The organism is Micromonospora sp. URMC 107, assembly GCF_051386315.1.
In the GTDB taxonomy this organism is placed as follows: Bacteria; Actinomycetota; Actinomycetes; order Mycobacteriales; family Micromonosporaceae; genus Micromonospora.
This window is the reverse complement of the sequence record NZ_JBPQTK010000029.1, coordinates 1-26,064: the sequence shown is the minus strand read 5'-3', so window position 1 is coordinate 26,064 and position 26,064 is coordinate 1. Positions and strand designations below refer to the sequence as shown.

The window sequence follows — 26,064 nt, the reverse complement described above, 5'->3', positions numbered from 1 at the left end:
GCGAAGCGCGCGCTCGTGGCCGGCCACAGCCAGCAGAGCGCCACGCGACGGGCCTTGGCGGAGGCGAGCGGGAACGCCACGGATCGCGGATCATGCCCGGCTGCCCGGGCCGGTCGCCGCGCGCCGGCGGACCCGGGCCGGCGGGGCCGGCAGGGCGCGTCGGTCGACCTTGCCGTTCGCGGTCGCGGGCAGCTCCGGCAGGACCACGTACCGCAGGGGCACCATGTGGTCGGGCAGCTGCCGCGCCAGGAAGGCGCGCAGCGCGGGTTCGGCCACGGCGTCCGGGTCGGCGTCGCGCTCGGCCACCACGTACGCCACCAGGGTCGGGGCGGCGCCCAGGTCGTCGCGCAGCAGCACGACGCTGTTGGCGACGAGCGGGTGCCGGTTGAGCACCGACTCGATCTCGCCCAGCTCGACCCGCTGCCCGCGGACCTTCACCTGGGTGTCGATGCGCCCGCCGTAGTGCAGGTGCCCGTCCGGCGACCACCAGGCCAGGTCGCCGGTGCGGTACACCCGCTGCGGCCACCCGGCGACCCCCACCTCGACGAACCGCTCGGCGGTCAGGTCGGGTCGCCCGGCATACCCCCGGGCCAGGCAGTCGCCGCCCAGGACCAGCTCCCCGGGCACGCCCAGCGGGGCCAGCTCGTCGCGCTCGTCGAGGACGTACGCGGCGACGTTCGCGATCGGCCGGCCGATGGGGACGGTGTCGTCCGGTTCGGGTCGGCGGCACGGCCAGGCGGTGACGTCGATGGCGGCCTCGGTGGGCCCGTACAGGTTGTGGACCTCGACCTGCGGCAGCGTGCCGGTGAGCTTGTTGACCAGCTTCGGCGGCAGCGCCTCCCCGCTGCAGATGACCCGGCGCAGGCCGGCGCAGCGATCCAGGCCGGCCTCCTCGACGAAGAGGGCGAGCATGGACGGCACGAAGTGCACCGTGGTCACCGACTCGCGGGCGACGACGTCGACCATCTCCTGCGGGTCGCGGTGGGCCTGCGCCTCGGCGGTGACCAGCGTCGCCCCGGCCATGAACGCCCACAGCAGCTCCCACACCGACACGTCGAAGGTGTACGGCGTCTTCTGCAGCACCACGTCGCCGGGGCCGATGCGGTACGCGTCCTGCATCCACACCAGCCGGTTGGCCAGCGACAGGTGCGTCATCTGCACGCCCTTGGGCGCCCCCGTGGAGCCGGAGGTGAAGATGACGTACGACAGCCCCTCGACCACCTCATCCGGGGCCCGGTAGCCGCGCCAGTCGACGGGCGCGGCCGGCAGGTCGCCGCCGGTCAGCGGCCGTACGGGCACGGACGGCTCGCCGCCGCAGCCCAGCGCGGTCCGCCCCGCGTCGTCGGCCAGCACCAGCGCGGCGTCGGCCACGCGGAGCATGAGGTCCAGCCGGGGGCGCGGGTGGGACGGGTCCAGCGGCAGGTACGCCCCGCCGGCCAGCAGGACGCCGAGCACCGCGACCACCATCTCGGGGCTGCGCTCGGTGCACAGGCCGACCACCGACCCGGGGCCCACGCCCTCGGCGCGCAGCCGCCCGGCCAGCGCCGCCGCCTCGTCCAGGAACTCGCGGTAGCTGCGGTCCCGGCCGCCGCCGCGCAGCGCGACGGCGTCCGGGGTGCGCTCCGCCTGGCGGCAGATCGTCTCGTGCACGGGGGTGCGCGGCGCGGGGGTCGGCGCGGGGTTGAAGCCGAGCAGCGTCTTGCGTTCCACCGGGCCGACCAGCGCGGCCTCCCGCACCGGCCGGTCCGGGTGGGCGGCGAGCCAGGCGTGCAGGGTGTCCAGGCGCTCCTGCAGGCACGCGGGATCGCCGTGGCCGCGGGCGAGCCGGACGGGCACCCCGGCCAGCACCGCCGACGCCCCGGCGGCACCCGTCGTGGCCAGCGCGACGTCCACGCGCCCGTCCGGCGCGGCGTCGACGGCGGGGTCCCGCCACCGGCCGCGCGTCTGCTCGCGTACCTCCGTCAGGGTGCTGTCCGCGGACAGGCGCACCAGGACGTGGCCGCGCGGGCCGCGCACGGCGACCGAGGCCGCGCCCGAGAGGCGGTGGCAGAGCACGGCCGCCACCGCCGCCGCCAGGTCCAGCTCGTCGTGGCCCGTCATGCCGTCACCAGCCCGGCCAGCGTGCGCGGCGTGGGGTCGGCCGACAGCGTCTCGACCGGGATGCGCACCCCGAACCTGCGCTGCACCTGCGTGATCATGCGGATGAACAGCAGCGACTCACCGCCGAGGGTGAAGAAGTTCGCGTCCGGTCCGATCTCGGCCGAGCCGAGCATCCTGCCCCACAGCTCCATGATCTCCTGCACCACCTCGTTCTCGCCTCCGCCGGCGGGCTCCGGCGCCGGTTCCTCGACGGCCGCGGCCGGTCGCGGCGGCGCGGCGTCGAGCCAGTGCCGGGTGCGGGCGAACGGGTACGTGGGCAGCGCGACCCGCCGGGCGACGCTCTCGCCGCGCACCGCGGCCCAGTCGACGGACGCCCCGGCGGTCCACAGCCCACCGAGCCCGGCGAGCACGTCGCCGGCGTCGGCGCGCCCCGCCGGCCGGGGCTGGAGGGCGAACGCGGGCACCCGCTGCCCACCCTGCCGGGCCATGCCGGTGAGCGCGGTGCCCGGCCCGACCTCGACCAGGACCGGGTCGGGCAGGCCGAGCCCGGTCAGCAGCGCGTCGTGGTAGCGCACGGGGCTGCGCAGCTGCGCGCCCCAGTAGCCCTCGGCGCGCGGCAGCCCCTTGCCCAGCAGCGTGCCGTCGACGGTGCTGATCACCGGGACGGTCCGGGGTCGCCGGGCGACGCCGTCGGCCTCGGCGCCGAGCAGCCGCGCCGCGTCGGCCATCATCCGCGAGTGGAAGGCGCGCCGCGCCGGCAACGCCCGGCAGTGCATCCCGCCCGCGTCGAGGCGCTCCCGGAACGCGGCGAGCTGCGTCACCGGCCCGGCCACCACGGTGAACTCGGGAGCGTTGCGGGCGGCCACGTCGAGGCCGTCCAGGCCCGCCAACTGCTCCTGCACCACGGACGGCGGCGCGAGCACGGCCAGCATGCCGCCCTCGGGCGCGTCCTGCATCAGCCTGCCGCGGGTCGCGACCAGGCGGAGCATGTCGTCGGCGGCCAGCTCGCCGGCCAGCGCCGCGGCGGCGAACTCGCCGACCGAGTGGCCGATCAACGCCGCCGGGCGTACGCCCCACGACACCAGCAGCCGGCCGAGCGCCAGTTCGTGCAGGGCCAGCGCGGGCTGGGTGACGTCGGTGCGGTGCACGATCCCGTGCGGGTCGTCGTCGACCAGCACGTCGCGCAGGTCCAGCCCCAGGAGCGGGGCCAGCAGCCCCGCCCCGTGGTCGAGCTCCGCCCGGAAGGACGGGTAGCGGTCGTAGAGGCCCCGCGACATGGCGGGGAACTCCGCCCCCTGGCCCGGGAACAGGAACAACACGCTGGGCCGGCGGGCGGCCTCGCGGACGGGCGCCCTGCGCAGCCGGGCCAGCGCCGTCGGGACGTCCGGCGCGGCGACCGCGAGCCGGTGCGCGAAGTGCCTGCGGTACGTCTGCGACGTCAGCGCGACGTCGGCGACGGCCAGGTCGGGGCGCTGCCGCAGGTGCTCGCTCCACTGCTCGGCGGCCGCGCGGACCGCCTCCGGGTCGCGCCCGGACAGCACGATCAGCTCGGTACGACCGTCGGCCCTCCCGGGCCCGGACCCGGCCGGGCCGTCGGCCTCCTCCAGCACCACGTGCGCGTTGGTGCCACCCAGCCCGAAGGAGCTGACCGCCGCCCGGCGCGGCCCGTCGGCCTCCCACGGGCGGGCCACGCTGCCCACGGTGAACGGGGTCGACCCGTCGAGCAGCTCGGGCCGGGCCTGCTTGAGGCCGGCCAGCGGCGGGATCTGCCGGAAGTGCAGGGCCAGCGCGGCCTTGATGAGCCCGGTGACACCGGCGGCCGCGTCGAGGTGGCCGACGTTGGCCTTGACCGAGCCGATCGAGCACGGCCGCGCGCCGCGGCGGAACACCTCGGTCAGCGCCGACAGCTCGATCGCGTCGCCGACCTCGGTGGCGGTGCCGTGCGCCTCGAGGTAGCCGACGCTGGCGGGGTCGACGCCCGCGGCGGCGTACGCGCGGGTCAGCACGTCGATCTGGCCGGCGATGCCGGGCGCCGTGTAGCCGACCTTCATGCCGCCGTCGTTGTTCACCGCCGAGCCCTTGATGAGGGCGTAGACGGTGTCCCCGTCGCGGCGGGCGTCCTCGGCGCGTTTGAGCGCCACCATGGCGACGCCGTTGCCGGGGACGGTGCCGGCGGCCGAGGCGTCGAAGGGCCGGCACGCGCCGTCGGGCGACATGATGCCCTTCGTCTCGTAGAGGTAGCCGGCCTGCTGCGGCACGGCCACGCAGGCGCCGCCGGCGAGTGCGACGTCCGAGTCGCCGGTACGCAGGCTCTGGCAGGCCAGGTGCACCGCCACCAGCGACGTCGAGCAGGCGGTCTGCACGGTGACGGCGGGACCGCCCAAGTCCAGCCGGTACGCGACCTTCGCGGCGAGGTGGTCCTTCTCGTTGCCCAGCACGACCGAGAGTAGCCCCTGGGTCTCGACGAGGCCGGGCTGCGCGTACACGTGGTGCAGCGCGTAGTAGTTGAACCCGGCCCCGGCGAACACGCCGACCCGGCCGAAGGGGTGCCGGGTGGCCAGCCCGGCGGACTCCAGGGTGGCCCACGCCGTCTGCATCAGCAGCCGGTGCTGCGGGTCCATGGTCTCGGCCTCCCGCGGCGTGATGCCGAAGAAGGCGGCGTCGAACAGGTCCGGGTCGGCCAGCACGCCGCGCGCCGGCACGTACGCGGGGTCGTCGAGCTGGTCGGCGGGCACGCCCCCGGCCAGCAGCTCCCCGCGGGTCAGCTCGCTGATCGTGATCTTCCCCGCGACCACGTTGGACCAGTACTCCCAGACGTCGGCGGCGCCGGGGAACCGGCCCGCCATGCCTACGATCGCGATGTCGCCGTTCATGAGGATGCGCCTGCTCCTTCGGTCTGGGCGTGCAGATGCCGGGCCAGGGTCTGGACGGTGGGGAAGCGGTAGAGGTCGGTCAGCGGGATGGCCCGGCCGGCCAGCCGCTCCTGGAGCAGTCGGCGCACGATCGCCAGTCGTAGCGACTCCCCGCCGACGTCGAAGAACGCCTCGTCGACGTCGAAGTCGTCGGTGCCCAGCGCCTCCACCCAGGCGCCCGTCACCAGGTCCTCGAACTCGGTAAGCGACGCCGAGCGCGGGGCGGGGACCATTGCCGGCTGCCCCGCCGCCGCGCCGGTGTTCGTCGCGGCGGCGGGCTGCGCCGCCCCGGCCAGCGCGCCCAGGGCCCGCAGGTCAACCTTGCCGTTGCGGTCGAGTGGGAACTCGGCCACGGTCACCCACTGCTGCGGGCGGGCGTAGGGGGCCAGCTCGGCCTCCACGGCACGGCGCACGCCGGCCACGTCCAGGCCGTCGGGGGCGGGCTTGAGCGCGGCGCACAGACGTACGCCCGTCACCGGGTCGCCGGTGGTGAACACCACCGCGTCGCGCACCCCGGGCCGGGCCCGGAGCCGGCGCTCGACGTCGACCAGCTCCACCCGGTGTCCGGCGATCTTCACCTGCCGGTCGTTGCGGCCGAGGAAGCGCAGCTGCCCGTCCGCACCCCAGCGCACGAGGTCGCCGGTGCGGTACAGGCGCACCCCCGGCTTCCCGAGCCGGACGAAGGACGCGTCGGTGCGCGTGGGGTCGTCGAGGTAGCCGTCGGCGAGCCCGGTGCCCGCCGTGCCCAGCTCGCCGATCGCACCCGGCGGGACGAGGCGCCCCGCCGGGTCGACGACGTACAGGTCGGTGCCGTGCACCGGCGCGCCGATCGGCAGCGGGTCCGGCGTCGCGTCGGCGTGGTCGACGGACCAGGTGGTGGTGAACGTGGTGTTCTCGGTGGGGCCGTAGCCGTTGGTGACGCGCAGCCCCGGGCAGGCCCGCAGCACCCGGCGCACGTGCGCGGGGGAGACCACGCCGCCGCCGGTGAAGAGCTGCCGCAGCCCGGCGAAGGCGTCCGGGCGGTGGTCGGCGACCAGGTGGAACACGCCCGAGGTGAGCCACGCGTGGGTGATCCCGGCGGCGCGCAGGAACTCGGCCAGCCCGCTTGGCGTCGGTTCCCCGGGCGGGAACACGACCACCGTGTCCCCGTTGGCCAGCGGCACCAGCAGCTCCAGCGTGGACGCGTCGAACGCCAGCGGGGAGAGCCGCATCATCCGCATGCCCGCCCGGTCGGCGAACAACCCCGGGTCGTCGGCCAGCCGCAGCACCGCCCGGTGCGGCACGACCACGCCCTTGGGCACCCCGGTCGAGCCCGAGGTGAAGGAGACGTACGCGGTCCGCGCCGGGTCGGCCGGTGCCGCCTCGACCGGGTGGTCGCCGGTCCCGACGACGCCGGGGCCGCCGGCCGCCCCGGCCCGCGCCGGCGTGTCCGGGCCGGCCAGGGCGCAGTCGGCGGCGCCCGACCACTGTGCGCCGGCCGGGGCGGCGCCGAGGCGGGCCCGGGGCGCGACGGCCGCGGCCAGGTGGGCCCGCCACTCGTCCGTGGCGTGCTGGTCGACCGCGACGTAGTGCGCGCCCAGCCGCAGCACGCCCAGCACCGCCACGGCCTCGGCGGCCGAGCGGGGCAGCTCCAGGACCACCGCGTCGCCGGCGCGCACGCCGCGCGCGTGCAGCAGCCGCGCCTGCGCGACGGCCCGGTCGTGCAGCTCGCGGTAGGTCAGCGTGAGCCCGGCGTGCGCGTCGACCAGCGCGACCCGTTCGCCCGCGGACCGCGCGTGCGCCGCGAACCGGCTCCACACGTCGTCGGCCGTGTCGTGCGACCCGCCCGCGCCCAGCGCCCGCAGCCGCGCGTGCTGCGCGGCCGACAGGGTGGTGACGTCGCGCAGGGCGACGCCCGGGCCGGCGGCCAGCTCCCGCAGCGCGGCCTGGAACGACTCGGCCAGCTCCCCGGCGTCGGCCGCGGTGAGCACCGACGTGGCGTACTCCAGGGCGAAGCGGGGACGGTCCGACCACGACTGGAGGTAGAGCAGCGCGTCGAACACCGCGCCGTGGCAGTGGCCCTCGTGCACCCGCCAGGTGCGGCCCCCCGCCTCCAGCTCGTCGGGCACCAGCTCGTGGTGGGCGGCGAAGCCGAGCTGCGCCAGCGGGTTGCGGCCCGGGTCGGTGGTGCCGCCGAGCCCGGAGACGACCCGCTCGAACGGCACGTCGGCGTCGGCCGCCGCCTCGGCCAGCGAGGCGGCCACCCCGCGTACGTAGTCCCGCGCGTCGAGGTCGTCGGTCGCCGCGCAGCGCACCGGGACGACCCGGGTGCACAGGCCCACGATGCCAGCCATGCCCGCCTCGAACCGGCCCGCCGCCGGCACCCCGAGCACCAGGTCGGTCAGGCCCGCGCGGCGGGCGGTGGCCAGCGCCCACGCCGCCATGGCCACCGACGTCACCGTCACCCGGCAGTGCCGGGCCAGCTCGGTCGCGGCCCGCGTCGTCGCCGCGTCGAGGTGGAAGCGCAGGCGTGCGCCGCGGCCGTCGGCCTCGGCGGCCGGCGGCAGGTCGGTGGGGAGCGCCACCGTCCAGGGCGCGCCGTCCAGCCGGGCCGCGATCCGGGCCAGCGCGCCGTCCAGCGCCCCGGAGGCCTCCTGCGCGGCGAGCCGGGAGCCGATCCACTCCGGCGACGGCGCGGCGCCCGCCGGGTCGGCGCCGGCGTACAGCTCGGCGAACTCGCGCCAGAGCACCCCGATGCTCCAGCCGTCGGCGATCGTGTGGTGCACCAGCATGGTGAGCAGGTCGCGCCGCCCGGCGCGGGTCAGCACGAAGACGACCGGCGGCTGTGCGAAGGGGCGCAGCAACCGCGCGGCCGAGGGGCCGTACAGCTCGTGCACGGCGCGTACCGGGTCGTCGTCGGGCAGCGTCTGGTGCAGCAGCCGCGGCTCGTACGGGGCGGGCAGCACGATCCGGGCCTGCCGCGGGTCCCGGACGAACCGGGTGCGCAGCGCCTCGTGGCGGGTCGCCAGCTCGCGCAGCGCCGACCGGGTCCGGGCCTCGTCGAGCGGCCCGTCCGCCTCCAGCGTGAACATCAGGTGGTACGGCGCGTCCTGGTCGAGCAGGTGCGCGGCCAGCATGGAGCGCTGGCCGGGCAGCAGCTCCAGCTCGGCGGGCCGCCGAGCGGCCAGCGGGGGCGCGGTGTCCACGTGCTCCACCGCGCCGGCCAGCGCCCGCGCCAGCGGCAGTGCCGACAGCAGCCGGGCGCTGTCCACGTGCGCCCGCAGCTCGCGCTGGCCCAGCGAGACCAGTGCGATGGCCTGCAGCGAGGTGCCGCCCAGCGCGACGAACGACTCGGTCACCGCCGCGTCCCGCAGCTGCTCGGGCGCGAGACCGAGCACCCGCGCGGCGAGCGGCGTCCAGGCGGAGAGTTCCGGGGCGGTCATCACACGACCTCCGCCACCGGCTCGTCCAGCGGCACCTGCGCCGGCTTGTCCAGCGGCACCTGGCCCGCGACGTCGCGCAGGTCGGCGAAGCGGGGGTTCTCCAGCACGTGGCCGAACATCACCGCGAGGTTGAGCTCCTGGCGGATCAGGGTGCTCAGCCGCAGCGCGCTCAGCGAGTGGCCGCCGAGGTCGAAGAAGTCGTCGTCGTCGTCGATCGTGTCGACGCCGAGCACCTCCATCCACAGCTGCTCGAACTCGCCCACCCAGGTCCGGTCGTGTACGTCGCGCATCAGTGGTGCCTCTCTGTGTCCAGTCGGGTCGCGGGGGCGTCCAGGTAGTGCCGGGTGGCCGCGAAGGGGTAGGTGGGGGCGGGCCGCCGGCGTCGGCCCGCGTCGTGCACGGGGTCCCAGGCGCCGACGAGACCCCGCTGCCACAGCGCGCCGACGGTGGCCAGCAGCCGGGCGTGCCGGTCGACGGGCAGCGCGGGCCCGTCCGGGCCCAGGTGCGGGGTGACGCTCGTGCCGACCTCGATCCAGAGCACCTGGTCGAGCTCCGGCGGCGTCGTCGGCGCGGGTGGCCCGGCCGCCTGCGCCCGCCAGTACGCGAGCCCGTCGTACCCGGTCGGCGGCTCTCCGCCCGGCACGTGGACGGGCAGTTCGGCCGGGTCGAGCCGGCTGGCGTCGACGTCGACGCCGCAGGTCAGCTCCAGCGCGTCGGCGAGGGACATGATCCCGGCCACGACCGCGCACGCCACGGCGCCGATGCCGGCGCCGGCCAGGGCGCGCGGGGCCACGCCCCGGCTGCGCAGCGACCGCGCCAGGCCGACGCAGGCCAGCAGCCGGGTGCAGCGCTCCCGTACGGCCTCGTCGAGGTCGCGGTCGCGCAGCAGCGCCACGCCCTCGTCGACGACCCGGCGGTAGACCGGGTCGGCGTCGTAGTTGGGCCGGTTGCCGGTCAGCTCGCCGGCCCCGGTGAGGTGCAGCGCCACGCCGCGCGCCCGCGCCTTCGCGTCGACCTGCCGGACCGTCGCCGGTGAGCCGTGCGCTCCGGTGAGGAACGCGGCCCGCCACGGCAGCTCCGCCCGGCCGGTCCGCAGGGTGTACGCGAGGTCGGCCAGCTCGCCGGGCGGGGTCTGCGCCACGCAGGCGGCGGCGCGGTCCAGGCCGGCCTGCGCCACGGCGGCGGTCTTCGCGGAGACCAGGACCAGCTCGGTGACGTGGCGGCGCGACCGGGGCCGGGCGGGCGGCGCCTCCTCCAGCACGACGTGGGCGTTGGTGCCGCCGATGCCGAAGGCGCTCACCCCGGCCCGGCGTACGCCGTCGATCGGCGCCCAGGGCCGGGCCGCCGCCGGCAGCTCGAACACCGAACCGTCCAGCCTGACCGCGGGGTTGGGCGTGGCGAGGTGGGCGATCGGCGGGATCACGCGGTGCTTCAGCGCCAGCACGGTCTTGATCAGGCCGACCACGCCGGCGGCGGTGTCCAGGTGCCCGACGACCGACTTGGCCGCGCCGAGCGCGCAGGGAGCCCGGTCGGGCCGGTCGCTGTCGAAGACCTGCCGCAGCGCCGCCACCTCGATCGGGTCGCCGAGCGCGGTGCCGGTGCCGTGGGTCTCGATCAGTCCGACGGTGTCCGGGTCGACCTCGGCCACGCCCAGCGCCGCCGAGATCACGCCGGCCTGGCCGGTGGGGCCGGGCGCGGTGAAGCCCGCCTTGCGGGAGCCGTCGTTGTTGACCGCGGAGCCGCGGATCACGGCGTGCACGGTGTCGCCGTCGCGCAGGGCGTCCTCGAGTCGCTTGAGCACCACCACGCCCGCGCCGTCGCCGGGCACGGTGCCGTCGGCCGCGGCGTCGAAGGCCCGGCACCGGCCGTCGGCGGAGAAGATCCCGCCGGGCTCGTGCACGTGCCCGCGCCGCGTCGGCGGGGCCACCGTGGCGCCCCCGGCCAGTGCCATGTCGGCGTCGTAGGTCAGCAGCGCCTGCACCGCCTGGTGCACCGCGACCAGCGACGTCGAGCAGGCGGTCTGCAGCGTCAGCGCCGGACCCTGCAGGTTCAGCTTGTACGCGATCCGGGTGCCCGCGAAGTCCTTGTCGCTGCCGATGATCAGCCCCAGGCCGCCGGCCGCCTCGACCGCGCGCTCGTTGGGCCACACGTTGTCGAGCAGGTAGACGTTCAGGCCGGTGCCGACGTACACCCCGATCCGGTTGCCGTCGGCGGCGACCGGCGGGTGGCCGGCGTGCTCCAGCGCGGCCCAGGCGCACTCCAGCAGGATCCGCTGCTGCGGGTCCATCAGCGCGCTGTCCGAGGGCGAGTAGCTGAACAGCCGGTGGTCGAAGCAGTCCGCGTCGCGCAGCACCGCCCGGGCGGGCACGAAGTCGGGCCGCTCGACGAGGTCCTTGGGCACGCCCCAGCCGACGAGCTGCTCGGGGGTGAAGTAGGTGACCGCGTCGACTCCATTGACCACGTGGTGCCAGAACAGGTCCAGGTCGCGTTCGGCGCCGGGGACCCGTACGGCCATGCCGACCACGGCCACCGCCGCGCCGTCGGGCAGCTCAGCCACGGCGGCCTCCCGCGGTCCGGCGCCGGTCGGCCAGCAGGGCGCGACCGCGGTGGCGCTGCGCCACCCGCGCGTCGGCGACCACCGGGACCGCCCGTTGCAGGTGCGCGGCGCAGCCGGCGACCGTGCCGGCGCGGAACAGGTCCGTCACGGAGACGTCCAGGCCCTCGTCGGAGAGCCGCTGCTGGAGCGCGATCAGCGCGAAGCTGTGCCCGCCCAGGTCGAAGAAGTTGTCGTGCAGCCCGACGTCGGCCCGGTCGAGCACCTCGCTCCAGCAGGCCCGGACGCGCTCCTCCAACCCGGTGCCGGCGGCGAGCCCGCGCCGCGCCGCGGGCGCGACGGTGGCGCGCGCGGCGCGGCTGTCGGCCAGCAGTCGGGCCGTGTCCACCTTGCCGTGCGCGGTGAGCGGGATCGCCGCGACGGCCAGGATCCGCGACGGCACCATGTACGCCGGCAGCGTCGCCCGCACGTGGGCGCGCAGCTCGCGTTCGGCGTCCGGGCCGAGTTCGCCGACGACGAAGGCGGCCAGCTCGTCGTTCTCGGCCGCGACCGCGCACGAGCGCACCGCCGGGTGGGTCAGGAACGCGCCCTCGACCTCGGCCAGCTCGACGCGGTAGCCGCGCAGCTGCACCTGGGTGTCGTTGCGGCCGAGGTACACCATGTTCCCGTCGACGCCCCACTTGACCACGTCACCGGTCCGGTACATCACGCCCCCGCCGTACGGGTCGGGCAGGAAGCGCGCCTCGGTCAGCTCCGGGTTGCCCAGGTAGCCGTGCGCGACGAGCACGCCGCCGCAGTACAGCTCGCCGGGCACGTTGAGGCCGGTCGGCCGCAGGTCGTCGTCGAGGACGTAGCAGCGCCCCGACGGCAGCGGCACGCCGACGGTGCCCTCCCTGACCCGGGCCAGGTCCGCCGTGGGGGCCTCGAAGATCGTGACGTGGATGGTGCCCTCGGTGATGCCGTACATGTTGACGAACACCGCGCGCAGGCCCGGCGCGCCGGCGACCAGCGACGCGACCCGCGACCAGCTCAGGGCCTCGCCGCCGAGGACGACGTAGCGGATGCGGGAGACCTCGTCCGCGCCCAGCAGCCGCAGGTACGGGGGCAGCAGCCGGTAGAGCGCACCGGGGGTCTGGAACACCACCGTGACGCCCTCGCGGCGCACCAGCTCGGCCAGGCGCTGCCGGTCCACCAGGTCGGCCTGGTCGGCGACGACCAGCCGGCCGCCGGTGCTCAGCGCGCCCCACATCTCCCACACCGAGGCGTCGAACGAGAACGAGCTGGCGGCCAGCCACACGTCGTCGGCCGTGACGTCGAGCCCGGCGGGGGTCGGGTCGTTCAGCGCGTCCAGGCCGCCGTGCCCGACCATGACGCCCTTGGGCACGCCGGTGGAGCCGGAGGTGTAGATGACGTACGCCTGGTCGCGGGGCCCGGGGAACGTCTCCGCGACCACGGACGTCCCGTCGAGGGTGTGCGCGTCGGCCAGGCGGATGTCGCGGCCCCGCGCCAGCGCGCCGGCCGTGTCGGCGGTGCCGGCCTCCACCAGCATGAACGGCATGTCGGCGCTGGCCGTGATCAGTTCGAGGCGCTGCCGTGGGTACTCGGGGTCCAGCGGCACGTAGACGCCACCGAGCTTCCACACGCCCAGGATCGCCGCGACGATCGCGGGGGAGCGGCGCAGCAGCAGTCCGACCCGGTCGCCGCGTCGCACCCCCCGGTCGGCCAGTCCCGCCGCGATCCGCCCGGCCCACCGGTCCAGCTCGGCGTAGGTGACCTCCACGTCCCGGTGGCGCACCGCCACCGCGTCCGGGGTGCGCGCCACGTGCTCGGCGAACCGGCGCAGCACCGACGGGTGGTCGGCCGACTGCCGCGCCACCGGCGGGTTCACCCCCTCGGTCAGCAGCAGCCGCTCCGCCTCGTCCACCATGCACGGCTCGGCGTCCGGCCCGTCGACGACCGACCGCAGGAAGGTCAGGTAGTGCGTGAGCAGCGTCGCGACGGTCTCCGGGGTGAACAGCTCTGTGCTGTACTCGGCCCGCAGGAACGGCGTGGCGGTGGAGACGTCGAGGGTCAGGCCCAGGTCGAACTTGGTGACGTCGATCTCGACGTCGACCTCGGTCAGCCGCACCCCGTCGAACTCGGGGAACGCGAACGGGAAGTTCTGCACCGTCAGGGAGGTCTGGAACAGCGGCGCGTGGCTGAGCTGCCGTTCCCCCACGGTGGCCCGCACGATCTGCTCGAACGGCACGTCCTGGTTGGCGAACGCGGCCATGCTGGCCCGCCGGGCCCGCTCGACCAGCTCGGCGAAGCCGGGCCGGCCGGACACGTCGAGCCGGATCGGCAGCGTGTTGACCAGGCAGCCGACGACGCGCTCCTCGGCCTCGTCCATCCGGTTGGCGACCGGCACCCCGATCACCACCTCGTCCTGGCGCGCGTAGCGCGACAGCACCGAGGCGTACGCGGCCAGCGTCACCGCGAACAGCGTCGTGCCCCGCGACCTGGCCCACGCGGTGAGCCGCTCGACCAGCTGCGGCTCGACGGGGCGGCGCAGCACCGCGCCGTCGGCGCTGAGCACGCTCGGCCGGGGGAAGTCGGTGGGCAGGGCGAGCTGCGGGACGTCGCGCAGCTCGGCGCGCCAGAAGTCCAGCCCGGAGCTGTCGCGCTCCCAGGACTCGCGCTGCCGCTGGGCGTACGCCAGGTACGACTCCGCCGGTTCGGCGTACGCGGCGTCCGTTCCGGACACCGCCGCGTGGTACTCGGCGGCGAGGTCGCGCAGCAGCAGCCCCACTGACCAGCCGTCGCAGGCGATGTGGTGCACCAGCACCGCGAGGGTGTGCTCGTCCGGGCCCCAGGAGCGCAGGAAGGCGCGCAGCACGGGCCCGTCGCCGAGGTCGAACGGGCGTCGGGCCTGCTCGGCGACCAGGGTGTGCAGGTAGGACTCCTGGGTGTCCCGGTCGGCCCACGCGCCCGTCTGCACGTCGACGTCCGCGTGCGGGGTGGGCGAGACCCGCTGGGTGAGCACGCCGTCGACCAGCGCGAACGTGGTGCGCAGCGCGTCGTGCCGGGCGACGACGCGGGTCAGCGCCGCGCGCAGCGCCGCCGGCCGCAACGCCCCGTGCAGGTGGACGGCGAACGCCACCACGTACGCCGGGTTGCCGGGCTGGAGCTGGTTGAGGAAATAGAGTCTTTCCTGAGCGAAGGAAGCACGACCGGTACGAACCATGGATCGATCGTGCGGTGTCCGACGTCCCGTCCGGCAGAGCGAGCTTCCCCGCTCCAGCAGGGAAAACCTCCCGGTCGGGTGCCGGACACATCGCCGCTCGGCCGGCTGCTCACCCTGGCCGACTCCGGGGCCTGGGAACGTGACGCGGCCCCCGGCCCGACGGGGTCAGCCGTCGGACCGGGGGCCGGTCGGGGGTGCGTGGGTCGGGTTCCGCCCGACCGCCCGCAGGGGGAGTGCCTAGTACTCGCCGCGCCCGAAGGCGGCCAGCTCCGCGGAGTGCCCGGGGTTGCTGACGTACGTCGCCCCGATCGGGGCGGTCACCCGGCACCACATGTCGAGCCGCTCCACGTCGATGCCGGCCGCCGCGGCCAGCTCGTCACGCCGGCGCAGCATCTCCGCGCGGTCCAGGCCCTCCAGCACGTAGTCGACCGCGTCGAAGCACGGGTCGCCGGCGCAGGCCATCGGGTCGATGGCCACCAGGCCCTTCGCGCCGCCGCTGAGCACGTTGCCGAGGTGCAGGTCGCCGTGCAGCAGCACGGTGTCGGTGGGCGCGGCGAAGAGGTCGTCGCGCAGCCGCTTCGACTCGGCGAGGTCGGCGCCCCGCCGCACCGCCGAGTTGAACAGCACGTCGATCCAGTCCTCCAGCCGCCGCGGCGCGGCGGCCGGATCCCCGGCGCCGTGCAGGTCGGTGAGGAACCCGGCGTACTCCCGCGGCGACGGCGGCCGCGGCATCTTCTCCACCAGGGTGCCCGGGTGGATCGACTCGAGCAGCACCGCGCCCTTGGCCGCCGCCAGCACCTCGGGCACCCGTCCGCTGGGCGCGAACTGGCGCAGCATGTCGACCTCCTCCCGCACGGCGTAGCTGTCGGGCGACAGCTTGAGCACCGCCTCGCCACGGGGGTGGCGGCAGCGGAACACCACGGAGGAGTTGCCGGACTTGAGGGGGTCGCCGAGGTCGAGCCCCCACTGCGCGACGAGTTCGTCCAGCCGCTGGGGCAGCGTGCCGACCCAGCGGTGCGCCGCCTTGCCGAACCGCGGCTCCAGCCGGTTCGCGATCGCTTCCAGATCCAGGGCCATCCCGTTCACCTTTCCGTCGACTGCGCGCCGGCGTACGCGGCGTAGCCGCCCGCTCCCGGCAGGGGTGTGGCGCCGTGCCCGTGGGCCGGCGGGAGACCGCCGCCGCGCGTCGGGTCGGGATCCGACCCGTACGGCCCCACGCGCTCCAGCCTGGCCTTGCGGGCGACCTCGATCGCCTCGTACCGGTCCGACACGTTGAGCTTGCTGAAGATCGTCGAAATGTGGTTGCTGACCGTCTTCGGCGAGAGGTTGAGCTGAGTGGCGATCGCCCCGTTGCGCAGGCCCGACGCGATCAGCTGGAGCACCTGCCGCTCGCGCGTCGTCAGCTCCGGGAAGAGCTGCTGGTTGCGTGGTTCCCGGCCGAGTTGCCGGACGATCTGGTCGGCCACCCGGGGGCCGAGGATCACCTCGCCCGTGGCGAGGCCCCTGATCGTCCGGACGATTCCGTCGCCCGGGCAGCTCTTGAGCACGTAGCCCCGTGCGCCGGCACGCATGGCCGCGAAGACCGCCCCCTCGTCCTCGACCGCGGTGAAGACCAGCACCGCGGTCGTGGGTGACATCCGGGCGATCTCCTGCAGCGTCACGCCCACCTGGAAGCCCGGCAGCTCGATGTCGAGCACGAGCACGTCGGGGCGCAGCGACGCCGCCGATCTCATCGCCTCCCGCGTGGTGCCCGCCTCGGCGACCACGGTGACCTCAGCCGAGGGGGACAGCAGGGCGTGCAGGCCCCTGCGCACCACCGGCTGGGCGTCGGCCAGCACAACTGTCACGGCGCGACGTTTTGTGCCGTCCGCGACATCTCCCGGATCGCGCCTCATCGTATGAGCCGGTTCCGAGGTCGAGCCAACGCTGACCATTACCACACCTCACCCGTCCTAACTGGCTCCGCGACGCCTCCCTGTCGTGGAGGCGTCGCGGAAGCGCCGACCTCCGATCGGCGTGAACGTCTTCTGACGGCCAACAGAACAACACATGAACGTGGTCTGACGACAGTGATGTCAGTCATCTGACGCATTCTCAGCGACCAATTAAATGAAAAGCGTCGAAGGCGATTCTCGGCCTGAATGGAACAGGCCGCGACAGAACGGGAATGCCGGGACGAGGCGCCTGCGGAACCTCGTCGCCCGGCCCGGGGCGGGACGCCCCGGGCCGGTGGCTAGCGCGCCGCGTTCCTGGCGTACACGGGAGATATTCCCTGGTGGCCCGGGAAGTCGTCCCGCCCGTGCTCCGCCGAACGCCCTGTCCCGCCCGGCGGCGCCGCCGCGAGGATTGACGGGACCGCTCCATCACACCAGGATGTGCAAATATGCCCTTGTCTCGATTGACTGATTATTCGTCCCGTTTGGTGCCGGCCGATCCGCTGCGCAGGAAACTGATCGCGATCCGGCTTGCCGAATCGATCGGCAAGGGAGTCTTCCTCAGCGGCAGCGTCGTCTACTTCACACTTCGCGTCGGACTCGATCCCAAGCAGGTCGGCCTGGGTCTGTCGGCCGCGGGCCTGTCCGCCTTCATCTCGTCGGTCCTGTTCGGCGTCATCGCCGACCGGGTGGGCCCGCGCAGGTTGCTCATCATGCTGTTCGCGGCGCTGGCGGTGGGCTTCGGGCTCTACGCGCTGGTGGACAACCCGGTCCACTTCTTCGTCCTGGTGGTCGCCGTCGGCTTCATCGAGTACGGCACCGGCCCGACCAACGGCGCTCTGGTCGGTAACCTCGTGCCCGCCGAGGAACGGGTCAAGCTCAAGGCCATGATGCGGTCGGTGTTCAACATCGGTTTCAGCATCGGCATCGGGGTGGCCGCCGTCGCCGCGCTCCACCAGCGGCTGCTCGTGCTGATCCCGCTCACCACCGCCCTGCTGATGGCCGGCGCCGCGCTGCTGGTCACCCGCCTGCCCGACGCGCCGTCGCGTCCCGTCCCGGTGGGCTTCAAGCGCTTCGCCGCCGTACGCGATCCCCGCTTCCTCTCCGTCATCGGCGTCTCGACGGTGCTCGCCTCCCACGTCACCGTCATCCTGGTCACGATGCCGCTGTGGGCGCTCAACCGCACCTCGCTGCCGCACTTCCTGATCCCGCTGCTGCTCATCTTCAACACGGTGTTCGTCATCCTCTTCCAGGTGCGGGCCAGCCGTGGCGCGGACACCGTGGAGGGCGCCGGCAGGCTCGCCCGCCGCTCCGGCTACTGGCTGGCCGGCGGCTGCGCCGTCATCGCGGTGAGCGCCCTCGACGACAACGTCGTGCTGGTCTCCGTCGCGATCGTCGCCGCGGTGCTGATCCTGTCGGTGGCCGAGGTGATGCAGGCCGCCTCGGGCTGGGGCCTCGCGTTCGGCCTCGCCCCCGAGCACGCGCAGGGCGAGTACCTGGGCGCGTTCGACCTGCACGTGATCACCCAGAACATCATCGGCCCGGCCGCGCTGTCGGGTTTGGTCATCGCCTTCGGCTTCTGGGGCTGGCTCGGCATCGCGGTCGCCGCGCTGGTCGCGTCGGCGCTGATCATCCCGGTCGCGCACCGCAGCCAGGCCACCCTCGTCCCCGAGACGGCCTCCGCGACCAGCCTGTAGCCGCCGTCACCGCCCGGCCGTGACCGCGCGTGCCGGCCGGGTCGCGGACCGCGAAACATACTTTCATTGCCAAGGGGTCAACATGTAGACAACATTCGTCGTTCTGTCTATCGTCAGCACCACTTAGCGATGTGCTTCGATTCGAAAGAGGTCGTCAATGGTGCACATCAGACGATGGGCCGGCGTCGCCACCGCGCTGCTGGCGACGGAACTCCTGGTCGCGGGCACCGCGCAGGCCGCGGCGCCCACCCCGGTGCAGGTGAGCGTCGAGGACGCCGTGACCGCCAAGCTGCGCGGGCAGGTCCAGGCCGCGGCGGCGGAGCACGCCGACAGCTCCGAGGCGGAGCACGCCGAGAGCTCCGAGACCCGCGTGACCGTCACCCGCAAGAACGGCAAGTGGGCCTTCGGCACCGCCGTGGCCGTCACCGGCCACGAGAAGGACGTCCACCCGACCGGCGCGATCTTCATCGCCCGTGCCGAGGCCGGCACGTGGCGGGTGAACTTCGACGGCGAAGCCGGGTTCAGCGAGCTGGCCGCCGTGTCGCCCCTGGTGAACAAGCAGGAGAAGGCGGTCTTCACGAGCGCCCCGAGTAACCCGAGCGGCCCGAGCGTCATGCAGGCGGGCGGCGACTACCGGACCGGGATGGCCCTGCCGTTCGCGGTCGGGCAGACGTGGACGCTGACCGGCGGCCCGCACGGCTGGGGCGGCTCCGAGTTGCCGTACAGCTCAATCGACCTGGCCGGCGGCGACCAGGTGGTCCGGGCGGCGCGCGCCGGCACGGCGTACACGATGTGCACGGGGTGGATCCGGGTGATCCACGACCGGGGCTACTCCACCGACTACTACCACCTGTGGAGCAGCATCTCGGTCAACGGCGCCGCCGTCAGCCAGGGCTCGTACCTGGGCTACACGGGCACCGACGTCACCTGCGGTGGAGCGGCCTCCGGCCGGCACGTCCACTTCGGGCTGCGGCAGAACAGCGCGTACGTGTCCATCGGCGGCCACGACCTCGGCAAGTGGGCGTTCGTCAACGGCGCCTCCGCCTACCAGGGCGGCGCGCGGCACGGCTCGACCTGGCGGGCCGCCGGCGGCGCGCTCTACAACTACGGGGCGCTGGGCTTCAACCAGGCGGTGGTCGACGCCAACGGTGGGGGCGCGGTGAACAAGCGGTCCGGGCCCGGCGCCGGCTACGCCCTGCAGGGATCGGTGGGCGACGGCGCGACCGTCACCGTCTCCTGCTCCGCGAACGGCACCTCCCACACCGGGCGGTACGGCACCACCGCCCTGTGGAACCGGTTGAGCGACGGCACCTGGGTGTCCGACGCCTACGTGTGGACCGGCGTGAACGGACCGATCAACGGCTGGTGCTGACCGGCACCCGACCGAGCGTCGACGCAGGGGCCTCCGCCATCTCGGCGGGGGCCCCCGCACGTCGCGCCGCGACCCGGCACCGGCGATGCGGGCGGTTCGTCGTCGGGCTGCCGGGTCAGCCCGGCAGGCCGCACTGGAGCGACACGCGCACCCGCTCGGTGACCGACTCCCGCCCGCCGAGGGCGTCGCGGACCTCGGCGGCGAACGCGGTCCGACCCTCCGGGGAGGGCAGCAGGTCCGGTGACATCGCGGAGAAGACGCCGCCGACCAGGTCGTGGACGGTGAGCGGCGCGGCGTACTCCACCGACGACTCCACCACCCGGTAGCCGGCGGCGGCGAGGGCGTCCCGGTTGCGCCGGCGGCCGGCGTCGTCGGTCTGGCACGTCGCGGTGACCGGACGCCCGAGCAGCCCTTCCAGGCAGCCGCGCAGCGCCCGGGACCACTCGGCGTCCTGAGACCACAGCGGGGCGCCGTTGGTGATCACGACGACTCCGCCTCCGGGACGCAGCAGCGGCCGGGCGGCCCGGAACAGCGCCTCGCGGTCCATGAAGTGGATCGCGACGGCGACGCAGAGGGCGCCGACCGCGCGCTCGCCCAGTAACCGGCCCACAGTGGGCAGGTCGCTGTCCGCGCCGAGCAGCCACGCGGCGTTCGTCACCCCCGCGTCGAGGGCGGCCCGCCGGGCCAACGCCAGCATGTCCGGCTCCGGATCCACGCCGAGGACCGTGCCCACCCGGGCGGCGAGCGGCAGGCTGAGCTGACCGGTGCCGCAGCCGAGGTCGACGACCGTGTCGCCGTCGTCGAGACCGAAGGCCCCGACGACGGCGTCGAGCACCTCCGGCGGGTACCCGCGCCGGTATCGCGCGTAGTAGGTGGCCACCTCGCCGCTGAAGCCCGTTCCCATGCCGCCAGCCTCCGGCGGTACGGCCCAGAAAGGCGAGCGATTCTGCTCAGGGCAGCACGACCCCGGCCGGCGGGGGACCGCTGGCGGGCCGGGGCCTCAGTCCGAGGCTCCGACGAGGAGCGACCCGTGGCGGCTCCACAGCCACCGCAGGTACTGCTGGAGTTTTTCGAGGGTGGCGACCCAGCCCTCGTCCGCGTAGGTGAGGATGCGTGTCACCTCGCCCGGCAGGAGGTCGTAGGCGGTGGCTCCGGTCTCCGGGACCGGAGTGTCCGGGGAGACGGCCACGGGGACCGGTATGACGGGCAGGCGGAGGCCAGTGCGGTCGAGTGCCTTGAGGACCGTCAGGTAGGCGCGGGGCAGGTGGTAGGGGGAGACGGCGAGCGCGAGGCTCGCGACGCCGCGGCCGCGGACCTGTTCGGCGATCCACGCGGCCTGCCGGCCGGTGTCGAGGGCCGGCTCGGCCTGGACGCAGACCCCGTCGAGGCGACGGAGGCCGAGGCTGCGCAGGTGAGCGAGCGTGGGCTCGACGTAGGTCTCCTCGGCCGGGTTTCCGTTCGCCACCAGGAGGTGGCGGAGGCCCTGATTCGCCTCCCAGCTTCGGATCGCGTGGGTGAGGCGCCACTCCTCGCCCTGGCCGGTGGCCACGACGAGGGCGTCGACGCGGTCGGCCGCCGACTGGGGCAGCGCGAGGATCATCGTGAGGGCCTTCGTCACGTCCAGAAGCTGGCCGGCGGTGAAGCCGGCGAGGTTCGCTTCCCCGACGATCCGGGCGGTGGCCGTACGGGAATCCACCGAATGCTCCGCCCTCATGCCCTATCGAAGGCCCATGCCGTGGCCGACGGGCACAGTCTGGTGCCCCACCGTCACCTGATCCTGACGCGGCAGTCTCCCCAGCGTGCGCACCGCGGTCGAGGACACCGCGGCCAGTTCGGGCTGCGCGGGCAGGAACACCGTGGGGACACCCAGCGACTCGTTCATCGCGGCGAGCTGGCACTCGGTCCAAAGGTCGGTGGTGTTACGCACGCCGCGGACGATCACTCCCACGTCATGGTCACGGCAGTAGGTGGAGGTCAACCCGCGCCAGGCCGCAACGGTGACGGAGGTCCACTCGACCGGCAGGACGGCCCGGACAGCGGCCGCCCGCTCCGCTTCGCCGGTGCCCGGATGCTTGCTGCCGTTGACCGCGACGAGCACGACCACTTCGTCGAAGAGGCCGCGTGCCCGGTTCACCACGTCCAGGTGCCCGGGCGTGAAGGGATCGAAGCTGCCGGGGTAGACGGCTCGCACGCGTACGCGACCGGGGGTCCGTGCTGCCGGACGCGGCCCCGCCGGCAGCTCAGCCTCATGGCCACGGAGCCGGACCGGCACGCCTTCGTCGGTGCTCATGGCCCCGACTGTAGGTATCGGCTGCCGGATCCGCTGGCCCCCGGGCGTGGGCGATAGGTCACAGCGCCGTGGACACCTGGCTGAGGGTCGGCAGACCCCGGCACCCCGACGCCGCCTGATTCCGGCGTCGGGCGTGGCACGAGCACGCCGCCGGCGGACCGACCGGCGAGGCGCTAGCCGCCGCGCCTGCCGTCGTACCGGCCCGCCGAGTCCGTGAGCTCCCAGAACTCCGCCGGCAGGTGGGTGACGACGTCGTCGTAGTCGCCTGGCGGGAGGGCCTCGCGGAGGGTGTCGAACACCGCGCGTACGCCGGCCTCCGCCGTCGCCCCGTCCACCCCGGCCCGCCCGCCGACCTGCTGGACGAACACGTCGAGCCCGAAGCGCTGGGCCGTCTCGCGGGGCGCGAACGCGTAGGCCCGCAACTCGTCGGGCAGCAGGGCGGAGAGATCGCGCGCCTCGCCCCCGTCGATCCGCTCCGCGAGGGTCGTCAGCGTGGCGCGCGTGATGGCGGTCGCCTGCTCGGGCGACGTGCGCAGGCGTCTCGCCACCGAGCCGATGAACTCGCTGTTCTCCACCCTTGGCGCCTTTCTCTCGGCCGGATGGCGGCGTCTACCCGCGTGCCGGCGCGGCAAACCGCACGGGCGAAGGTGCGCGCCCGCGCGTACGCCGTCAAGGATGTGAATCTCGTGCGTGCCGTGACCATGGAGGGCGCTGGGATGAAGCCGTTCCGCATCGAGATACCGCAGGCCGACATCGACGACCTGCGCCGACGACTGGCCGACACCCGGTGGCCGCACGAGCCGGCCACGGACGGTTGGGAACGCGGCGTGCCGCAGCCCTACCTGCGGGAGCTGGCCGACTACTGGGCCGACGGGTACGACTGGCGGGCGGCCGAGGCGCGGCTGAACGAGTACCCCCAGTTCGTCACGGAGATCGACGGCGCCACGGTGCACTTCCTGCACGTACGCTCCCCGGAACCGGACGCGACGCCGCTCGTGCTCACCCACGGCTGGCCGGGAAGCTTCCTGGAGTACGTCGACCTCATCGGGCCGCTGACCGATCCGCGCGCCCACGGGGGCGACCCCGCGGACGCCTTCCACGTGGTGATCCCGTCCCTGCCCGGGTACGGCTTCTCCGGCCCGCTGACCGAGACCGGCTGGGGTGTGCCGCGCATCGCCGGCGCGTGGGCCGAGCTGATGAACCGCCTCGGCTACGACCGCTACCTGGCGCAGGGCACCGACTTCGGCTCCTGGGTGGCGGTCACCCTCGCCGCGATGGACGCCGAGCACGCGATCGGGGCGCACATCAACTTCCTCATCACGCCGCCTCCGGGCGACCCGCGCGAGCTGGGCGCACTCGACGAGGACACCGGCCGGCGCCTCGCCCGGCTGGCCCACTTCGTCGACGACGAGTCCGGCTACATGAAGATCCAGGCCACCCGCCCGGTGACGCTCTCGTACGCCCTCACCGACTCGCCGGTCGGGCAGCTCGCGTGGATCGTGGAGAAGTTCAAGGAGTGGACCGACTCCGGCAAGAGCCCCGAGGACGCCGTGGACCGGGACCGCCTGCTCACCAACGTGTCGCTCTACTGGTTCACCCGGACGGCGGGTTCCTCCGCCCAGCTCTACTACGAGACGGCGGACATGCTCCCGGTCAGTGCCGCGCCGCGGCAGCAGCCCCCGCTGCCGGTGCCGCTCGGGGTGGCGGTCTTCCCGCACGACCCGTCGCAGCCCGTGCGGGCCTGGGCCGCCCGGGTCTTCCCGAACATCGTGCAGTGGACCGAGTACGACCGTGGCGGCCACTTCCCGGGGCTGGAGCAGCCGGGGCTCCTGGCCGACGACATCCGCCGATTCGCCCGGACCCTCGGCGGGGCCTGAGCCCCGGGGCGCCGGACCGGGCAGGGCGTCCACCGCCGGGTGGGCGCCCCTCGCCCGCGCGGGGGTCCCGGTCGCGGGGCGTCGACGCACGGCGGACGAACAGCCCGTCGCGGCGACGCTCGGGTTCCGGCATCATGCCGTAATGACCTTCCTGTCCGTGGACGCCGGGCCGCTGCGGCCGTCCCGCCGGTGGTACGCCGTCGCGGCGGTGACCACGCTGCTCGCTCTGCTCACGGGCGCCGGGCTGGCGTTCCTGCCGGGACGGCTGGGCGGCTCTGTCGGACAGGGCGTTCCGGCGGGGCGGTCGGTTCCGGTGCGCTTCGCCGCCGGGGAGGAGGCCGACAGGATGGTGTGGATCACCGGGGCCGGCGCGACCGTGCCGGCGGTGACCTGCGAGCCCTCGGCGTTCGACGGTCGGGAAGCTGACGCGTGGCACAGCGTGTCGACGACCGGGCACGAGATCGTCCGGAGTGCGGGCGGGCGGCAGTGGCGTGGCGTGCTCGTCATCCGGGCCGAGCCACCCGGGCGGTACGCCGTGCGCTGCGACGTGGTCCCGGCCCAGCCCGGCCTCGAGCTGTCGATCGGTGTTCCGCCATGGCTCTACGGGGTGAAGGCTCGGGCGCTGACTCGGCTCGGCGCGGTCGGCCTCGGCCTGACCGGGACGGTCGGTGGCGGGGCGCTCGCGATCATCGTCGCGGCCCGCAGGACCGCGCACCGGCGCCGGCTGTCGCTGCTGCCGTGAGGAGTCGGTGTCCCGGCAGGCGGCCCAGGGCGGATCGGGTGGACGACATGGCTCTCCCGTTCGCGTGGGGGATTTCTGCGATGAGAAGGCCGACCTTGCAGGATTTCCACCAGACATTGATAGACATGACTGGATTCGTTGGCTCCGAAGTGCGGATCCCGCGGGTCGGCGATGGGCGCGATGGCGGGCCGCGCCGTGCCCGTCCTCGCGGGACGTGAGCCGGGATCTCCGGCCCTCGACGCGGGCTGCGGCTCCGGTGGGTGCGGGCAGCGGGGCGCCGGCCTCGATGCCCGGTGGCCCCGGGCGAGGTGGCGTGCGCGTATGCGATCGACGCCATGCCGGAGCCGCCGGCCGGCTACCGGATCGTCGCGGGGGACGTCGCGGTGCCCGGTTCGCCTGTTCTGCAGTGGCGGAATCGGGGGACGCCGACCCCGCCACGCGGTTGTTCGCCAAGTGGGGACTCGTGGTGCGCTCCGGCGCGGTGGTTGACATTCAGGTGGCGCCGGGCTGGGAGGGCGAGGCGCGCATCGGTTGGGGCGCTGCGGTCGCGCCTGCGGCGAGCGTGCGCGTGAATGCCTGCGGTCCTGCCGCGGGTCGGTCGCCGTGGCTGGCCTTCGTCGGCGGGAACCGGGTTGCCCGGCCGGCCTGCGTGCCGATGGTTGTCCGCTCGGCCGGGCGGCAGGCGCAGGTGTGGATGGGGGTGGGGGCGCCGTGCGTCAGGGTGGACCGTCAGTAGCTCAGGATCGAAGGCCGAACCGTCCCTATCGGTAACAATGGGAAGTATCGACCGGCACCAGTTTCCTAATTCAGCCGCCGGTGGTTGTACGAGACGTGGCGGCAACCTCACACTCCATCATGGCAGCCCCGGCGTCGGCGCAGTCCACGTGGCAGATCAGGTGGGCGGAGCGCGAGAACCACCGGCGGCGGTGCGCGTACGACGCGGAGGCCGCGGCCTGGCGGCGGCACCACGACCACCTGATCCGGCTGCGGATCGAGGCGGCCGGGTTCCTCGGGTGCACGCAACCGCGCGCCGGCCTGCCGGTGGACCTCGCCGACGACGAGGTCGTCTACCGGGTACTGCCGGTCGCGGACCTCGTCGAGGTGGACGCGCGGCACGGCACCGGGCTGCCCGCCCCGGGGTTGACCGTGGCCACGGACGGCGTCGCCGGTGACGCGCTGCCGAGGGGCGTGCGGGCCGTCGACACGGGGATGGCCGTCGTGACCAACCACCGCGTCGCCTTCTCCTCCGAGCGCGGGCGGCGGCACGAGTGGAGATACACCGACCTCGTGGGGCCCGCGCATCATCCCGCGGTGCCGCTCACCCTGCTGCACGCCGCCGACGGCGGCCGACTCGCCGGGCTGCGGGTGCCGGCCGTCGCGACCGTGAACTTCCGCTTCTACCTCACCCTCGCCTTCGCCACCGCCGCCGGCGCACGGGCCGCTGTCGCCGAGCAGCTCGACGCCCTGCTGGCCGCCCACCGGGCGGCGCAGCCCGTGCCACCGCCGACGGTCCACCCGCATCAGGCCCCGTCGACCGGGCCGCGTGCCGAACGTCGCGCGGCCCTCGCCGCCGCCGTCGTCGCGGTGGCGTTCGTGACGCTGACCGCCGCCGGCACGGTCGGACCGGAGCGGGCCGGCCCGCCGTCCCGGGCGGGCGAGGGCGCGCGGGGCTCAGCCGCCGCGCCGCCGAACCTCGTCGAGGCCACCGCCCCGGCCGCCCCCGGCGAGCCGGTGGCGTGGGCGACGGGCACGGCGACGTCGGGGGCCGTGGTGCCGGCGGCCTCCACCAGGGGCGACGTGACACGGGTACGCGCGCCGATCAGGGCGCCGCAAGCGGTGGGGGCCGGCGAGGTCGCCGCGCCGGCGGCCCCCTCGACGGCCCCGGTGCCGCTACCGCCCCGGACCAGTCGGCGGATGGCCGGGACCAGCCCCACCGTGGAG

At 74.7% G+C, this 26,064-nt stretch carries 17 protein-coding genes; 5 read left to right on the top strand and 12 right to left on the bottom strand.

Translation table 11 applies throughout. The annotated features are described in order from the left end of the window. Nucleotides 1–90 precede the first annotated feature (90 nt). From ACSNN9_RS09730 to ACSNN9_RS09695, 8 genes are all read right to left on the bottom strand, one after another. Nucleotides 91–2,100, bottom strand: a complete 2,010-nt coding sequence (locus ACSNN9_RS09730; protein ID WP_436672665.1) for an amino acid adenylation domain-containing protein — start codon at nt 2,098–2,100, stop codon at nt 91–93. Continuing rightward, nucleotides 2,097–4,973 (bottom strand): type I polyketide synthase, encoded by a 2,877-nt coding sequence (locus ACSNN9_RS09725; RefSeq protein ID WP_436672663.1) that lies wholly within the window; start codon nt 4,971–4,973, stop codon nt 2,097–2,099. The genes ACSNN9_RS09730 and ACSNN9_RS09725 overlap by 4 nt, the downstream gene beginning before the upstream one ends. Further along, nucleotides 4,970–8,434, bottom strand: coding sequence for a non-ribosomal peptide synthetase (locus tag ACSNN9_RS09720; RefSeq protein ID WP_436672661.1), 3,465 nt, complete (start codon nt 8,432–8,434; stop codon nt 4,970–4,972). Before ACSNN9_RS09720 ends, ACSNN9_RS09725 begins: the two co-directional genes overlap by 4 nt. Further along, a complete protein-coding gene (locus ACSNN9_RS09715) occupies nt 8,434–8,724 on the bottom strand; it encodes a phosphopantetheine-binding protein (RefSeq protein ID WP_436672659.1) in 291 nt (96 codons plus the stop codon). Before ACSNN9_RS09715 ends, ACSNN9_RS09720 begins: the two co-directional genes overlap by 1 nt. Continuing rightward, complete coding sequence (locus tag ACSNN9_RS09710) at nt 8,724–10,991, bottom strand: beta-ketoacyl synthase N-terminal-like domain-containing protein (RefSeq protein ID WP_436672657.1); 2,268 nt, start codon at nt 10,989–10,991, stop codon at nt 8,724–8,726. Before ACSNN9_RS09710 ends, ACSNN9_RS09715 begins: the two co-directional genes overlap by 1 nt. Next, nucleotides 10,984–14,211 carry a non-ribosomal peptide synthetase gene (locus tag ACSNN9_RS09705; protein ID WP_436672655.1) on the bottom strand — a complete coding sequence of 1,076 codons (3,228 nt, stop codon included), beginning with the start codon at nt 14,209–14,211 and terminating at the stop codon, nt 10,984–10,986. The genes ACSNN9_RS09710 and ACSNN9_RS09705 overlap by 8 nt, the downstream gene beginning before the upstream one ends. Before the next feature lie 237 nt (nt 14,212–14,448). Continuing rightward, entirely contained in the window at nt 14,449–15,288 is an 840-nt protein-coding gene (locus ACSNN9_RS09700; protein ID WP_436672653.1) for an aminoglycoside phosphotransferase family protein, read from the bottom strand. A gap of 5 nt (nt 15,289–15,293) precedes the next feature. After that, nucleotides 15,294–16,058, bottom strand: coding sequence for a LuxR C-terminal-related transcriptional regulator (locus tag ACSNN9_RS09695; RefSeq protein ID WP_436672652.1), 765 nt, complete (start codon nt 16,056–16,058; stop codon nt 15,294–15,296). Nucleotides 16,059–16,609: 551 nt separating this feature from the next. Here ACSNN9_RS09695 and ACSNN9_RS09690 point away from each other — a divergent pair. Continuing rightward, entirely contained in the window at nt 16,610–17,842 is a 1,233-nt protein-coding gene (locus tag ACSNN9_RS09690) for an MFS transporter (protein WP_436672651.1), read from the top strand. 157 nt (nt 17,843–17,999) lie between these two features. Then, a complete protein-coding gene (locus tag ACSNN9_RS09685) occupies nt 18,000–19,214 on the top strand; it encodes a peptidoglycan DD-metalloendopeptidase family protein (RefSeq protein ID WP_436672650.1) in 1,215 nt (404 codons plus the stop codon). Between the two features lie 115 nt (nt 19,215–19,329). On the opposite strand, the gene ACSNN9_RS09680 is transcribed toward ACSNN9_RS09685, so the two are convergent. The 4 genes from ACSNN9_RS09680 to ACSNN9_RS09665 all read right to left on the bottom strand — a co-directional run bounded on the left by ACSNN9_RS09680 (nt 19,330) and on the right by ACSNN9_RS09665 (nt 22,079). Beyond that, entirely contained in the window at nt 19,330–20,118 is a 789-nt protein-coding gene (locus tag ACSNN9_RS09680; RefSeq protein ID WP_436672649.1) for a class I SAM-dependent methyltransferase, read from the bottom strand. 96 nt (nt 20,119–20,214) lie between these two features. Next, on the bottom strand, nt 20,215–20,910 hold the full coding sequence (locus tag ACSNN9_RS09675) for a YdcF family protein (RefSeq protein ID WP_436672647.1): 696 nt from the start codon (nt 20,908–20,910) through the stop codon (nt 20,215–20,217). Between the two features lie 21 nt (nt 20,911–20,931). Next, nucleotides 20,932–21,504 carry a pantetheine-phosphate adenylyltransferase gene (gene coaD / locus ACSNN9_RS09670; RefSeq protein WP_436672645.1) on the bottom strand — a complete coding sequence of 191 codons (573 nt, stop codon included), beginning with the start codon at nt 21,502–21,504 and terminating at the stop codon, nt 20,932–20,934. Nucleotides 21,505–21,677: 173 nt separating this feature from the next. Further along, nucleotides 21,678–22,079: a DUF2267 domain-containing protein gene (locus ACSNN9_RS09665; protein WP_436672643.1), complete on the bottom strand. Its 402-nt coding sequence runs from the start codon at nt 22,077–22,079 to the stop codon at nt 21,678–21,680. Nucleotides 22,080–22,220: 141 nt separating this feature from the next. On the opposite strand from ACSNN9_RS09665, the gene ACSNN9_RS09660 reads away from it, so the two are divergent. From ACSNN9_RS09660 to ACSNN9_RS09650, 3 genes are all read left to right on the top strand, one after another. Beyond that, nucleotides 22,221–23,381 (top strand): epoxide hydrolase family protein, encoded by a 1,161-nt coding sequence (locus ACSNN9_RS09660; protein WP_436672706.1) that lies wholly within the window; start codon nt 22,221–22,223, stop codon nt 23,379–23,381. Nucleotides 23,382–23,523: 142 nt separating this feature from the next. Beyond that, nucleotides 23,524–24,123: a hypothetical protein gene (locus ACSNN9_RS09655; RefSeq protein ID WP_436672641.1), complete on the top strand. Its 600-nt coding sequence runs from the start codon at nt 23,524–23,526 to the stop codon at nt 24,121–24,123. Nucleotides 24,124–24,978: 855 nt separating this feature from the next. Further along, a partial coding sequence (locus ACSNN9_RS09650) for a hypothetical protein (RefSeq protein WP_436672638.1) occupies nt 24,979–26,064 on the top strand: 1,086 nt, incomplete at its 3' end.

Coding starts and splice junctions, on each gene's coding strand:
- ACSNN9_RS09730 (WP_436672665.1), bottom strand. CDS start 2,100: ATGACGGGCCACGACGAGCTGGACCTGGCGGCGGCGGTGGCGGCCGTG.
- ACSNN9_RS09725 (WP_436672663.1), bottom strand. CDS start 4,973: ATGAACGGCGACATCGCGATCGTAGGCATGGCGGGCCGGTTCCCCGGC.
- ACSNN9_RS09720 (WP_436672661.1), bottom strand. CDS start 8,434: ATGACCGCCCCGGAACTCTCCGCCTGGACGCCGCTCGCCGCGCGGGTG.
- ACSNN9_RS09715 (WP_436672659.1), bottom strand. CDS start 8,724: ATGCGCGACGTACACGACCGGACCTGGGTGGGCGAGTTCGAGCAGCTG.
- ACSNN9_RS09705 (WP_436672655.1), bottom strand. CDS start 14,211: ATGGTTCGTACCGGTCGTGCTTCCTTCGCTCAGGAAAGACTCTATTTC.
- ACSNN9_RS09700 (WP_436672653.1), bottom strand. CDS start 15,288: ATGGCCCTGGATCTGGAAGCGATCGCGAACCGGCTGGAGCCGCGGTTC.
- ACSNN9_RS09685 (WP_436672650.1), top strand. CDS start 18,000: ATGGTGCACATCAGACGATGGGCCGGCGTCGCCACCGCGCTGCTGGCG.
- ACSNN9_RS09680 (WP_436672649.1), bottom strand. CDS start 20,118: ATGGGAACGGGCTTCAGCGGCGAGGTGGCCACCTACTACGCGCGATAC.
- coaD (WP_436672645.1), bottom strand. CDS start 21,504: ATGAGCACCGACGAAGGCGTGCCGGTCCGGCTCCGTGGCCATGAGGCT.
- ACSNN9_RS09660 (WP_436672706.1), top strand. CDS start 22,221: ATGAAGCCGTTCCGCATCGAGATACCGCAGGCCGACATCGACGACCTG.
- ACSNN9_RS09655 (WP_436672641.1), top strand. CDS start 23,524: ATGACCTTCCTGTCCGTGGACGCCGGGCCGCTGCGGCCGTCCCGCCGG.